The 12,316-nt window shown below is 31.6% G+C and carries 11 protein-coding genes; all 11 read left to right on the top strand.

The window, feature by feature from the left end:
- Window positions 1-142: 142 nt before the first annotated feature.
- The 11 genes from E0I61_RS13175 (at window position 143) to E0I61_RS13125 (ending at window position 12,314) form a co-directional block, all read left to right on the top strand.
- The gene (locus tag E0I61_RS13175) at window positions 143-781 is read left to right on the top strand and encodes a methyltransferase domain-containing protein (protein ID WP_132071955.1); all 639 of its coding nucleotides are present in this window, start codon (window positions 143-145) and stop codon (window positions 779-781) included.
- A 106-nt stretch (window positions 782-887) separates the two neighbouring features.
- Window positions 888-2,072, top strand: coding sequence for a glycosyltransferase family 4 protein (locus tag E0I61_RS13170; RefSeq protein WP_132071953.1), 1,185 nt, complete (start codon window positions 888-890; stop codon window positions 2,070-2,072).
- A 75-nt stretch (window positions 2,073-2,147) separates the two neighbouring features.
- Window positions 2,148-3,302 (top strand): glycosyltransferase, encoded by a 1,155-nt coding sequence (locus E0I61_RS13165; RefSeq protein WP_132071951.1) that lies wholly within the window; start codon window positions 2,148-2,150, stop codon window positions 3,300-3,302.
- 64 nt (window positions 3,303-3,366) lie between these two features.
- Window positions 3,367-4,251: a glycosyltransferase family 2 protein gene (locus E0I61_RS13160; RefSeq protein ID WP_132071949.1), complete on the top strand. Its 885-nt coding sequence runs from the start codon at window positions 3,367-3,369 to the stop codon at window positions 4,249-4,251.
- Window positions 4,252-4,279: 28 nt separating this feature from the next.
- Window positions 4,280-5,440 carry an acylneuraminate cytidylyltransferase gene (locus E0I61_RS13155; protein WP_132071947.1) on the top strand — a complete coding sequence of 387 codons (1,161 nt, stop codon included), beginning with the start codon at window positions 4,280-4,282 and terminating at the stop codon, window positions 5,438-5,440.
- Window positions 5,433-6,308: an N-acetylneuraminate synthase family protein gene (locus E0I61_RS13150; RefSeq protein WP_132071945.1), complete on the top strand. Its 876-nt coding sequence runs from the start codon at window positions 5,433-5,435 to the stop codon at window positions 6,306-6,308. Before E0I61_RS13155 ends, E0I61_RS13150 begins: the two co-directional genes overlap by 8 nt.
- Window positions 6,309-6,568: 260 nt before the next feature.
- On the top strand, window positions 6,569-7,966 hold the full coding sequence (locus E0I61_RS13145; protein ID WP_132071943.1) for a glycosyltransferase family protein: 1,398 nt from the start codon (window positions 6,569-6,571) through the stop codon (window positions 7,964-7,966).
- A 1-nt stretch (window position 7,967) separates the two neighbouring features.
- Window positions 7,968-9,401 (top strand): MBOAT family O-acyltransferase, encoded by a 1,434-nt coding sequence (locus E0I61_RS13140; RefSeq protein WP_132071941.1) that lies wholly within the window; start codon window positions 7,968-7,970, stop codon window positions 9,399-9,401.
- Window positions 9,401-10,288: a hypothetical protein gene (locus E0I61_RS13135; RefSeq protein ID WP_132071939.1), complete on the top strand. Its 888-nt coding sequence runs from the start codon at window positions 9,401-9,403 to the stop codon at window positions 10,286-10,288. Before E0I61_RS13140 ends, E0I61_RS13135 begins: the two co-directional genes overlap by 1 nt.
- Before the next feature lie 50 nt (window positions 10,289-10,338).
- Window positions 10,339-11,169: a hypothetical protein gene (locus E0I61_RS13130; RefSeq protein ID WP_317126178.1), complete on the top strand. Its 831-nt coding sequence runs from the start codon at window positions 10,339-10,341 to the stop codon at window positions 11,167-11,169.
- A gap of 2 nt (window positions 11,170-11,171) precedes the next feature.
- On the top strand, window positions 11,172-12,314 hold the full coding sequence (locus E0I61_RS13125) for a glycosyltransferase family 4 protein (RefSeq protein ID WP_132071935.1): 1,143 nt from the start codon (window positions 11,172-11,174) through the stop codon (window positions 12,312-12,314).
- Window positions 12,315-12,316 lie beyond the last annotated feature (2 nt).

The raw sequence follows: 12,316 nt of genomic DNA, 5'->3' as shown, positions 1-12,316 counted from the left end.
TTTAATTAACTCTGTTATGAATCAAGTCACTCTTTTTTAAATAAAAGATTTGTTTTTATAATAATGAAGTACAAATAATGGAATTCCAAAGAAACAAGTAAAAAAAGATAAAAGATAAAATATAAAATAGAATATGTTAAATATGAAAATTAAAAATTTAATCAACTTTTTTAGATCAAAATGGCAGTCAGATTATTTAAAACATGGTCAATTTTGGATTCAAAATATTGAAACCAATTCTATCGCAAACCGATTTGATTTTTTTGAACAAATTACCCAAAATAAAAAAGTATTACATTTTGGATGTACCGATTGGCCTATTTTTAATCCTTCTTATAATTTACATATAAAGCTTTCTAAAAGTGCCGAAGAAATACATGGTTTTGATATTGATGAAGAAGGTATTAATAATTTAAAAAAATATGTGAATCAAAAATATTTTACAGATTTCAATCAGATTAGGGACGAAAAATATGATATTTGTTTAGTTCCGGAAACAATTGAACATGTGGATAATGTAAAATCTTTTTTAATAGGTTTGTCAAGCGTAAATGCGGATGTTTTTTTTATTACTGCACCAAATTGTTTTTCTAAAGAGCATATTAAACGTAATTTTTATGGAAATAATTATTTTATAGAGGTTGTTCACCCAGATCATAATTGCTGGTACAGCCCATATACTTTAAAAAATCAAATTGAAAAATATTCGAATTTAAAGGTCTTAAAAATATATTTGTTGGAAGGAGATAAAATGGTCTGTTGTGAAGCTGTTAAAAAATAAAATCATTATAATAAGTTTAATGAATAGAATAAAGTTAATCTTGAAATTAATTAAAATAGAGAGGTTATATGGAAAATTACTGTCAATGTTATACTAAATCAAAGGAATGGTAAAATCAAAAATTAAAAATTTAGTCTATTTTTTATACGCTCTTTTTTATTTTGTGTTTTTTATTTTGTTTGATTTGAAAAAGATCAAGAAGGCTGATATTATCTTTTTTTTTCCATATTACCATACTGGCGGTGCAGAACGGGTACATTTGAATATAGTTAAAGCGCTTTGTAATAAAAATATTTGCGTAATTTTTACTAATAATTCTGCTACTAAAAATTTTCGCACTCAATTTTATGAACATTCAAATTGCATCGAAATCAATAAAATTCTGAATAAAAAAAATATATTTATAAATGCAATACTTAAAAAAATATTAGTTAGATCAATAAATAAAGCAGAAAGTGTTGAAACTATTTTTGGTTGTAACACACATTATTTTTATGAAATATTATCTAAAATTAATACCTCGATTACTAGAATAGATTTATTTCATGCATTTAGCCATTCAGATAGCCGTGAAACAGAAGTTGTAGAAAGCGTGTGCTATATAGATAAAAGAATTGTTATAAATAATAGTACAAAAAAAGACTTACTTAAAATTTATAATAAGTATCATGTAAGTTCACGTTTTTTTAATAACGTTTATATCATTCAAAACGGCATTGACATTATTAGTCAACGCTTTGCAATCAAAGATTTTCAAAAAATTAAACTTGCTTTTGTCGGAAGATGGTCTGAAGAAAAACGCCCTGAAATTTTTATAGAAATTGCTAAGCAGATAATTTCAAGACATGATTCTATTGAATTTATTATGGTGGGTACCGGAATGAAAAGTAATATCGGTAATATTAATGATGCTGGAGTTAATTTTTTAGGTGAAATAACTAATTATAATGAATTAGAAGAAGTTTATAATCAATTAACTTTTATATTGATAACTTCAGAATATGAAGGTTTTCCGATGGTAATTATGGAAGCGATGGCTAAAGGAGTGATTCCTATTACTACCAATGTGGGTGGAATAAGCGAGCATATAATAAATAATCAGAACGGCATATTAGTTAGTGATGGTGATAAAGAAAAAATTGTATCAGACTTTATAAATTCTATTGAGAAGCTGTTACTAAGTAAAGAACAAATGAATGTGTTGTCTAAAAATGCATATCAGTATGCCCATTTAAATTTCCAAATTAAGAATTTTAATGATAGCTACTTCAAATTATTATTTAAGGAATAATGTTTAGAATATATTGTAATTCTCTTTGATGAATTATATTTTTTTATTTAATACATAATTAATCGCTATATAGTTATGAAGATTTTACTGGTTTCCATGCCTTGTTTACACTTTTTTAGATGGGCAGAACAACTTCGAGATGCTGGATACGAAGTATATTGGTTTGATATTACAGATGGAGGGAAAAAAGTAGATAGATTGCATTGGGTAAAGCAAATAGTGGGTTGGAAATTTAGATGGGACTATCCGGGCAGGGTCTTCGTAAAAATAAACTTTCCTAAGCTATATCGTTTTATTCAAGGAATCAATGAGCGAAACACCGTAAAGATATTTGAACAAAAATTATTGGAAATACAACCAGATATAGTTCATAGTTTTGAGTTGCAAATTTCTTGTATTCCCATATTGCCGATTATGCTTAAATATAAAAATGTAAAATGGATTTATTCTTCATGGGGGAGTGATGTATATTATTTTGAAAAACTTAATATTGAAGAGAATACGTTTAGACAAATTATGCAACGTATTGATTTTCTAATTTCTGATTGTAATAGAGATTATGAAATAGCCAAAAAAATGGGGTTCAAAAATCAATTTTTAGGAGTTTTTCCGGGTAATGGAGGGATAGATTTTCCAATAGAACCATCACAATTGATAGAACCTAAAAATCGTGATACAATAGTGATTAAGGCTTATAATGAAGGAGTGGGGCGAGGAATCGAAATATTAAAATCATTCGACAGTAAATTGATTAACTTGTTAATGAAATTCAATATTGTCCTTTTTGGAGCAAATCAGGAAATTTTTGATTTTATTGAAAAGAATGCGCAACTAAAAAAATTGAATTTAACTATTTATTCAAAAGATAAGCATATACCCAATGATATATTATTGCGAATAATGAATAAAGGGTATTTATATATAGCAAATAGTTTGTCTGATGGATTGCCTAATGCTCTTCTGGAGGCTATGGGGATGGGATGTTTTCCAATCCAGTCTAATCCGGGAAATGTAATGACTGAAATTATTCAACACGGAGAGAATGGTTTTTTGATTAATGATTGCTTAGATAATACTGAAATAAATCATTGGATAACTTTAGCATTAATTGACAAGGGTCTAATTGAAAAAGGTTTTCATAACTCTGTAGAAAGGATTAGAATAAGATGCAACAGAGAAACGTTAAAAAATAATATCGTCAAGATTTATCAAGAAGTATTTGAAAATTAATAATGTACAGTTAAAGTATTAAAGTTTATGAAATAATTAAAATCAATAAAAGTCAAATAGTTTTATGCAAGTATCAATTTTAATCGTTACCAAAAACAGAATGGAAGAACTGGAACAGACGTTAATTGTTCTAGAAAACATTATAGATAAAACTATTCATGAAGTATTAGTTTTTGATGATGGAAGTTCGGATAACACTTTAGAATTATTAAATAAATTTGATTGGGTAAAATGGGAAAATTCAAAGATTAGTTTAGGTGCTTCTGTGGCAAGGAATATGCTTTACAGAAAAGCATTAGGAGATATATTTATTGGATTGGATGATGATGCCCACCCATTAACCGAAAATTTTATCTCGAAAGTTGAATTTATTTTCAATAGAAATCCTAATATAGGGATAATAGCATTTCAAGAAGTAAAAGGTGTTTATTCTTCTAATGAAGAGGCTCTAAAAAGTGCCAATTTAAATCAAGAGGAGTACTTTTGCAATGAATTTATAGGTTGTGGTTTTGCTATACGAAAAGAGGTGTATTCGGAAACAAATGGTTTTCCGGTTTGGATGGATATTTATGGAGAGGAATCTTGTTTGGCTCTTGAAGTTGTTAATTTAGGATACGATATTCTTTATTCGGATGGAATAATGGTTAATCATCGTATCGATAGAGAGAAACGGTTTGAACAGGGTCGAAATTATTTTAGATTTGAAAGACAGTTGAGAAATATGATAAATTATTATATTGTTTATTATCCGAATCCGGTTTTAAAAATAGTAAAATTGCTAAATCATAATTTTTTTAAATATGCAATTAAAGATAAACAGTACTTAGTCTTGTTTTTTAAAGCATCGTTTACTGCCTTAAAAAAATATAAAAACACATTGGGATATCGAAAACCAGTAAGTAAAAAAACAATTCGTAAAATACAAAAATTAAAAAATATTAAATATTAATCCAGTAGGATAACAAGAATAATATAAAATGAAAAAAATTGCCATAATCCCTCTTCGTAAAGATTCAAAAGGAATTCCGGGGAAAAATAAAAAGAAAATGGTGGGGCGTCCCTTATTTTCATGGGTACTTACAGAAGCTCTGTTTTCTAATTTGGATGCCGTTTATGTTTTTACTAACGATACTGAAATTATTAGTTATGTAGAACGAGAATACCATTGGACCAAGAAGGTATTTGCTTTGTTGCGTAGCGAAGAAAATGCGAATGATACTGCTTCAACCGAGAGTACGATGCTAGAGTTTTCAGAGAAAATCAATCATGATTATGATATTTTGTGCCTGCTGCAGGCTACTTCGGCTTTAACATTGGCAACGGATATTAATAATGGATTGGCGAAAATCAGCAAAGAAAATTATGATGCTTCCCTAAGTGTGGTAAAAACACATCGTTTTACCTGGAATAGTGATGGGACTCCACAAAATTATGATGTGTTCAACAGACCCAGAAGACAAGATTTTGAAGGGTTGTTGATAGAAAACGGAGCCGTTTATTGCACTACAAAAGACAGCTTTCTTAAATCTAAAAATAGGGTAAGCGGAAACATTGGCTTGGTGGAAATGCCAGAAGAAACCATGATGGAAATAGACAGCCTTTCCGATTGGCATATTGTAGAAAATATTTTGATAGAACGCCAAAAGAGAACGAAATCGAATCAAAGAATTCAATATTTAGTGCTGGACGTAGATGGCGTTTTTACAGATGGAGGAATCTATTACAATGAAGAAGGAGAGTTTGCCAAAAAGTTTGACATGCGAGACGGCATGGGATTGGAGATTTTAAGACAAAATAATGTTGAAGTAGTGGTGCTGACTTCAGAAAATTCTAAACTGGTGGCGCAACGCATGAAAAAACTTCAAATTCAAGATGCATTTTTAGGAGTTAAGGATAAATATGCTTTTTTAAAACACTTTCTTGTGACTAAAAATAGTAGTTTTGGTGCCGTTGCCTATGTAGGGGACGATGTCAATGATTTGGCTAATATTTGTAGTTCAGGCTGGTCTTTTGCTCCAGCAAATGCAACCTCCATAGTAAAATTAAATGCTGATTTTGTGCTTGGTGCTGCTTCCGGAGCAGGAGCGATTAGAGAAGTTTGTGAAACGATATTAAAGTATAATAAAAGATATGATTGAGTTTAAAAAGCCGTATGTAATTGCCGAGATAGGCTGTAATCACAAAGGAAATCTGGCAATAGCAAAAGAACTGATAAAGATTGCTAAGATATTTTGTAATGTAGATGCAGTTAAGTTCCAAAAAAGAAATAATAAAGAATTATTGACCGAAGCGCAATACAATGCGCCACATCCAAACACCAATAACTCTTATGGGGATACGTATGGTGCGCATAGAGAGTTTTTAGAATTTGATGTGAATCAACATCAAGAATTAAAAGATTATTGTGAGGAAATAGATATAGTTTATGCTACATCAGTTTGGGATACTACTTCCGCAAAAGAAATAGCTTCACTTCATCCGGAATTTATTAAAATACCATCAGCTTGTAACAATAATTATGAAATGTTAGGCTGGTTGTGCGCTAATTATAAAGGAGAAATTCATATTTCGACAGGGATGACCACTAAAGACGAAACAACTGATTTAGTAGCTTTTTTTGTGTCCAAAGGCAGAAATAAAGATTTAGTATTATACAATTGTACCTCTGGTTATCCGGTTCCCTTTGAAGATGTGTGTTTGTTAGATATTAATTTGTTGAAACAAAAATATGGTGATACCGTGAAACATATTGGGTTTTCCGGACATCATTTAGGCATAGCGGTTGATGTGGCTGCTTACACTTTGGGAGCCAATATCATCGAAAGACATTATACCATAGACAGGACTTGGAAAGGTACGGATCATGCTGCATCGCTAGAGCCTATGGGTTTGCGAAAATTAGCACGGGACTTAAACGCTGTTCATAGTGCTTTGTCCTTTAAATCAATGGATATTTTGCCTATTGAGCAAGTACAAAGAGATAAACTGAAGAATAGGAAAGGGTAAGTCCTAGTGTGTTTTGTCATTGCTTCGCTAGTTCGGGCATAGCCCTCGTGTCCGATGCAGGAGGAATCACATAGAGTGAATCATCGGGAACGGCTGGGGTTTATTTTAACAAATTGAAGTTTCTAATACCTAAAACTCCTTTTTTTTTCTCAAATTTGCCCTACGATGTTACAGGAATAACATAATGTAAATTGATGAGAAATGATTGTGGGTTTTAATATTCGAAATCATAATTGCTACAATAGACTGATACTGAATTTATGAGTAAAAAAATATTTGTTTTTTTTCCCGATGGAGTGGGTTTGCGTAATTTTGCTTTTACACAATTTAAAGCATTAGGGGAGCAAAAAGGACACCAAATTGTATATTGGAATAATACTGTTTTTTCTCTAAAAGCAGCACTGGGTTATGATGAGGTTAAAATTGAAAATCAGAAAATCCATCGCTTAACCCCAATCTATTCCCGAATTAGAAAACACATCGAACTTAATGTTTCTCAAAAGAAGTTTAACGACAACGTGTATCTTACCTATAAATTCCCTTTTAGCTATAACGGAATAAAAAATACGTTGATAACGCTTTATACCAAGTTGTTAATAGGGTTGAATACTTCTGAAAAAGGGATTGTCCGCATCCGAAAACGAATTAATAGTTTAGAACGGTCGACTGAAAAGTATCAGTATTGTAAGGCACAGTTACAAGAACACCAACCGGATTTGGTGTTTTGTACCACACAACGTGCCACGCAATCCATAAGTGCTTTATTGGCTGCCAAAGATTTAGGAATTCCTACCGTGGCCTTTGTATATTCCTGGGATAATGTACCTAAAGCCATGCAAGTAGTTGAAACGGATTATTATTTTGTTTGGAGTGATTTAATGAAATCCGAAGTTTTAAAGTACTACCCATTTGTTAATGACTCTCAAGTTATCGTAACGGGAACTCCCCAATTTGAACCGCATTATGATAAAAGTTTATTAGAAAAGCGAGAAGATTTTTTTGCGCAGTATGGTTTAGATACCACTAAGAAATACATTTGCTATTCCGGCGATGATGAAACTACTTCGCCTTTGGATCACTATTATTTAGAAGATTTGGCTCATGCGGTACGAAGTTTAAATGCAAAAGGTAAAAATCTGGGGATTATTTACAGAAAATGTCCCGTTGATACTACAACCAGATATGATACGGTTCTTGAAGCCAATACAGATATTATTGCTGTTTTAGATCCTATCTGGAAACGTCTGGGGGAACAGTGGACTGAAATTTTGCCTACCAAAGAAGATTTGGCCATGTTGCACAATGTTTGTGCCCATTCTGAATTTGTAACCAATGTGTGTTCCTCTACTGTCTTTGATTTTCTGGCACACAATAAATCCTGTATTTATTTCAATTATGAGCAACCTCAATTAAAAAAAGGCATTCGGGATATAGGACAAAATTATAAATACGTTCATTTTAGAAGTATGCCAAGTCAAAATGCAGCTGTGTTTTGTACGGATAAAAAAGATTTAGAACATTTGGTAAATCAAATCCTAGAAGGAAAATTATCGAATGTTCCAGACGGTAAAAAATGGTATGAAATCGTGGCTGGGGCAAATCCAACTGAAGCCTCAGAAAAAATTTGGAATGCTATCGATAATTGTATAAAAAAATAATATGTTTTTCAATTCCCTATCTTTCGCTCTTTTTCTACCCGCAGTATTTCTGTTGTATTGGTTTGTTTTTAATAAAACCAAAAGCACTCAAAACCTGATCTTGATTCTCGCCAGTTATTATTTCTATTCCTGTTGGGATTGGCGTTTTTTATTTTTATTGGTTTTCTCCACTTTTTTGGATTATTATACCGGTATTCGAATTGAAAAAGCAAAGACTGAAACCGCCCGAAAATTTTGGTTTTGGTTGAGTATTGCCGTTAATCTGGGTTTCTTAGGAATTTTTAAATACTATAATTTTTTTGCTGCCTCTTTTTCGGAATTAGTAAATGGGTTTGGATTGCAAACCAGTCCCTTATTATTGAACGTGATTTTGCCGGTTGGGATATCCTTCTATACCTTTCATGGCTTGTCCTATGTGATTGACATTTATTTAAAAAGAATCAAAGCTGAGTACAATTTTATAGATTATTCCTTATTTGTCAGTTATTTTCCACTTCTGGTGGCAGGTCCTATCGAAAGAGCCACGCATTTATTACCGCAAGTAAAAGTAAAACGCAGTTTTGATTTTGAAAAAGCCAAGGAAGGGATTTATCAAATCATTTGGGGATTAGTCAAGAAAGTAGTTATTGCCGATACTTGTGCGACCTATGCCAATGCTATTTTTGATAATTATGAATCCATGAATTCCCTATCCTTGTTATTGGGTACTGTTTATTTTGCCTTTCAAATCTATGGAGACTTTTCAGGCTACTCGGATATGGCATTGGGAATGTCCAAATTATTTGGATTGGACTTGTTGCGGAATTTTAATTATCCTTATTTCTCCAGAGATATAGCCGAGTTCTGGCGTCGTTGGCATATTTCGCTGTCGACTTGGTTTCGGGATTATTTATATATTCCTTTAGGAGGAAGCAGTGGTGGAATGGCGATGAAAATTCGGAATACTTTTGTGATTTTTTTGGTCAGTGGTTTTTGGCATGGCGCCAATTGGACATTTATAGCCTGGGGATTTATTAATGCACTGTATTTTTTACCGTTGTTGCTTCTCAAAAAAAACAGGTCTAATATGGAAACGGTTTCTTTGTATTGGAATTGGAGTTCCTTGAAAGTGATTTTAAGCATGATTAGTACGTTTGCATTAACCTGTTTGGCCTGGATATTTTTCAGAGCAAAATCGATAGGTGAAGCTTTTGATTATATTGGACGTATTTTTACCAATCAAAGTTTTTTACCACAGTATTTGGAAAATGAACGCTACAGTTACGAAATCATACTTTTGATTATTGCTTTCATTCTCGTTGAATGGAATAGCAGAACTCAAACCGAGCCCATTTCAGGAAGATACAGTTGGGTAAAAGTGACATTGTGTATAATGGCTATTATTGCTCTGGGAACATATTCCGATTATAAAGAATTCATCTATTTTCAGTTTTAATGAAAAAGTTTATCAAACATATGATGTTAATTTTTTTCGGGCTTATAGTAATTCTACTTTTTCTAGATTTTTCGTTTACAACAGTTTATGAAAATTCAGAACCAAGGACAAAATTTCAATATTTGCGAAGTTTAAAAAACAAGAAAGTTGATTACATTTTTTTGGGATCTTCACGAGTGGAAAACAGTATTGTTTCAAAATTAATAAGAGATAAAACGGGTAAAAGTGCAATTAATTTAGGTTTTCAAGCTTCTAAAATGAGTGATATATACACTGTTTTAAAACTCATTAAAAAGTATAATATAAAAACAGATAAAATACTTATTCAAGTAGATTATATTTTTAATATTGAAGATGGCTGTTCTAATATTCTTCAATATGAATTGATGCCTTTTATTAGAGAAAATGAAGTAACACAAGAATATTTTAATAGATGCCTTATCAATAAAAAGGAAATTCTATATACTCCGTTTTACAGATATTTACATTATGAACCTAAAATAGGTTTCAGGGAATTTTTTTTAAATTTGATTAATAAAAAAACTAGTATTGTCAAAAATAATGGATTTGTTCCTTTGCAAGGAAATTCATTTGAACACAATAATTCATTACCAAGTCAAATAATTAGCAAGAACAAATATTTTGACGGGATAAAAACATTTGCTGAAATTAATAAAATGCCTGTAATTTTTTTTTGCGTTCCTTTTTGTAAACATACGAAAAACTTAATTTTTATTAAAAAATTAAAGCAAAAGATTCCAGAATTATATGATTTTTCAGGGGTAATAAATAATGATAAGATGTTTAAGAATTGTTCACATTTAAATCAAAACGGGGCAAATGATTTTACTAAATACTTAATTGAGAAAATGTTAATCGATAAATAATAATGAAATATTTTTTCTTATTTTTTCTTAGGATTCTAATAATAACACTTTTGTTGTTAGTTGTATTAGATTTGGTTTATACAAAGGTCTATTTAAAATCTTCCAATCGAGGGAAAATTGACTATGTTTACAACTCCCAAGCGCAACAGTATGACGTGGTGGTTTTAGGTTCTTCCAGAGCAAATAACCATTTTGTTGCGCCACTATTTGAAGAGAAAGGACTGAAAACCTTTAATTACGGCATGAGCGGCGGACATTTGTTTGAAGCTTCTTTATTGTTGAAATTAATGGTAGAGCGCCAGTATACAATAAAAAATGTGATTCTCGAAGCCGATCTGAATTTGTCTAATGAGCAAATGGCCGATGGAATTGCTTCAAAGTTTTTACCATATATTCATAATTCAAAAACAATTGAAAAACATTTTTCAAGTCAAAAAGATTTTAATCAATTATTTTACATTCCTTTTTACAGGTATGTGGATTTTGAGACTCGTATTGGGTTTAGGGAGATGTTTTTTAATTGCATTCATAAAAGAACCGTTCATTTAGATAATCTAGGGTATTATCCTTTAGGTAAAAATCCTAATGCAAATATGAAAAATGACCTAACGAATCTAAAACCGTTACACAATAAATATTACGAGGAAATTAAGCAAATTTGCAAAGCGAATAATATTAATTTGATTGTCGTTATGACACCGATGTGCACCAATACTAAAGGATTGGATTATTTTGAAAAAGTCCGCCAATTCTATCCAGAAATTCATAATTATGAAAATGCGGTTGAAGGAGATCAGTATTTTTCGTCCTGCGGCCATATGAATGATAGGGGAGCCCGGAAGTTTACCGCTATAATAATAAAAGATTTTTTTAATAAATAAAGATGAAAATAGCCTTCCTAACTCCTGAATACCCACACCCAAAAACCGGAATCTCCGGAGGTATTGGCACGAGTATCAAAAACCTGGCTACAGGACTTTTAACAGAAGGCTGTTCGGTTCGGGTTTTGGTGTATGGTCAGAGAGAAGAGGGTGTTTTTGATGATGATGGTATTTGTATCCAACAAATACGGAATGTGAAACTCAAAGGATTATCGTGGTATCTTACCCGAAAAAAACTTCAGAAAATAATTAATAGATTACATCAGCAAAAAGAAATTGATTTGGTTGAAGCGCCGGATTGGACTGGAATTACCTCTTTTATTTCTCCAAAAAAATGCCCTATCGTTATTCGATTGAACGGTTCGGATACTTATTTTTGTCATTTAGATCAGCGTCCAGTAAAGTGGAACAATAAATTCCATGAAAAACGAGCGCTGCAAAAAGCTGACGCATTGCTTTCTGTAAGTCAGTTTACGGCTGATAAAACGAATGAAGTGTTTGGTTTAGATAAGAAATTCACAGTAATTCCGAATTCAATTGATTTGAGCTTGTTTAGTCAAAACATCGATGACAATAATAATGGCGTTATTTTATATTTTGGAAGTTTAATCCGCAAAAAAGGATTGTTAGAATTGCCCTTCATTTTTAATGAGGTGATCAATAAATATCCTAAAGCAAAGCTTGTTCTAGTGGGAAGGGATGTTCCTGATATTATCTCAGGAAATTCATCCACTTGGCAGATGATGCTGGGACTGTTTACAGAGCAAGCACTGATCAATGTGGATTATTTAGGAGCTGTGCCCTATCAAGAGATAAAAAAGCACATCAACGAAGCAACTGTTTGTGTATTTCCGACATTTGCTGAAGCCTTACCTGTTTCATGGATAGAAGCTATGGCAATGCAAAAACCAATTATAGCTTCTAATATTGGTTGGGCCACTGAAGTGATAGATGACGGTATCAATGGTTTTTTAGTGCGTCCAACCCATCATTTGGAATATGCCAATAAAATTATTCAGCTACTGGAAAATGTCAAATTGCAAAAAGAATTTGGTGTTAAAGCGAGAAAAAAGGTAACCGAAAAATTTAGTATAGCAATCGTTGCGCAAGAAAGTTTGTTATTTTATAACTCTTTAATAGGATAAGT

The organism is Flavobacterium ranwuense, from assembly GCF_004349315.1.
Lineage (GTDB): Bacteria > Bacteroidota > Bacteroidia > Flavobacteriales > Flavobacteriaceae > Flavobacterium > Flavobacterium ranwuense.
Note: the sequence above shows the minus strand (reverse complement) of the source record. Positions and strands in the feature narration are given on the sequence as shown.

Coding starts and splice junctions, on each gene's coding strand:
- E0I61_RS13175 (WP_132071955.1), top strand. CDS start 143: ATGAAAATTAAAAATTTAATCAACTTTTTTAGATCAAAATGGCAGTCA.
- E0I61_RS13160 (WP_132071949.1), top strand. CDS start 3,367: ATGCAAGTATCAATTTTAATCGTTACCAAAAACAGAATGGAAGAACTG.
- E0I61_RS13150 (WP_132071945.1), top strand. CDS start 5,433: ATGATTGAGTTTAAAAAGCCGTATGTAATTGCCGAGATAGGCTGTAAT.
- E0I61_RS13135 (WP_132071939.1), top strand. CDS start 9,401: ATGAAAAAGTTTATCAAACATATGATGTTAATTTTTTTCGGGCTTATA.
- E0I61_RS13145 (WP_132071943.1), top strand. CDS start 6,569: ATGAGTAAAAAAATATTTGTTTTTTTTCCCGATGGAGTGGGTTTGCGT.
- E0I61_RS13165 (WP_132071951.1), top strand. CDS start 2,148: ATGAAGATTTTACTGGTTTCCATGCCTTGTTTACACTTTTTTAGATGG.
- E0I61_RS13155 (WP_132071947.1), top strand. CDS start 4,280: ATGAAAAAAATTGCCATAATCCCTCTTCGTAAAGATTCAAAAGGAATT.
- E0I61_RS13140 (WP_132071941.1), top strand. CDS start 7,968: ATGTTTTTCAATTCCCTATCTTTCGCTCTTTTTCTACCCGCAGTATTT.
- E0I61_RS13170 (WP_132071953.1), top strand. CDS start 888: ATGGTAAAATCAAAAATTAAAAATTTAGTCTATTTTTTATACGCTCTT.
- E0I61_RS13125 (WP_132071935.1), top strand. CDS start 11,172: ATGAAAATAGCCTTCCTAACTCCTGAATACCCACACCCAAAAACCGGA.